Raw genomic sequence first — 1,020 nt, forward strand, 5'->3', positions numbered from 1 at the left:
TCCTTAAAACGAGTCTGTTGCAGAAATTATGGGTTTTTATGGCGGCTTGCGCAACGGTTACCGGTGTTAGCACCTGTTTTTTTATTTTTAAGATATGTTATTGATAATAAAATAGTAGAAATTACGACTATAAATAGCCCTGGTTTAAACCATATATTTAACACATTAGATACCTTGTATAAAGTGAGTAAGTAGATTGCTATTACTATTAATTGTATCAAGATATATTTAATTTTGTTATCAATTAACTTTAATGAATTACTAATTACAATACTTCCGATAGTTAAAGCACATAGACTAACTACCCAATTATATATTGTAAATTTGTTATAACTCATATTTCCATTCCAACCAGTTGCTGTTATTAGTTTAAACCCAGTTTTTTTAATAGATGATGATACAACAGTTTTTTCAATAGATGTTGATGCAATTTGAAACCAGCTAATAAATGAGCCAATAATTATTAACAGGGTTAAAAATGATGACCAAATTAAATATTTATCAATACTCTTTTTTTCTCGCTCAATGATTTCAATTTCTAATGCGTTAAAAATTAATTGAAGTGTTTTTTCTCTTGGTTTAGTTTCATTATTTTCAATTCGTTGAATTGTTCTTAGATTTACTTTAGAGGCTTCAGCTAATTCCTCTTGAGATAATCCTTTTTTTAATCGTATTTCTTTTATTCTTTTTCCGATTTCAGTCATTGATAATTCAGTTTAATTTGTTCCGTAAAAATATTCTTTAAAATCTCATTTTATAGCGACTTGTCAACGACATTTATACGGCATTTTCGGAATTTGTTGCTATTGCTGGGTTTAAATTGGTGCTAACGTGATTGTATAAGATTAGTTGCGTGATTTAAGCACTAAATTTAGCAAATAAATCACAGATGGAAAGTCCGCGAGGACTTTCGTAAGTAGGCTATAACTAGCAATGAATTATACACGGTGTTGTGCTTTCGTTGTGTGTCCTGCGCTGTTCAAGGATACAATATAAGAATTCGTTCTTTGATAAAGAACA

At 29.4% G+C, this 1,020-nt stretch carries 1 protein-coding gene; it reads right to left on the reverse strand.

Annotation, left to right across the window (positions count from 1 at the left end; all coding sequences use genetic code 11):
- Window positions 1–26: 26 nt before the first annotated feature.
- Window positions 27–704, reverse strand: a complete 678-nt coding sequence (locus ACFSR8_RS09710) for a helix-turn-helix domain-containing protein (RefSeq protein WP_380291481.1) — start codon at window positions 702–704, stop codon at window positions 27–29.
- Window positions 705–1,020 lie beyond the last annotated feature (316 nt).

It is taken from the genome of Hyunsoonleella rubra (assembly GCF_042684665.1).
GTDB classification, from domain to species: domain Bacteria; phylum Bacteroidota; class Bacteroidia; order Flavobacteriales; family Flavobacteriaceae; genus Jejuia; species Jejuia rubra.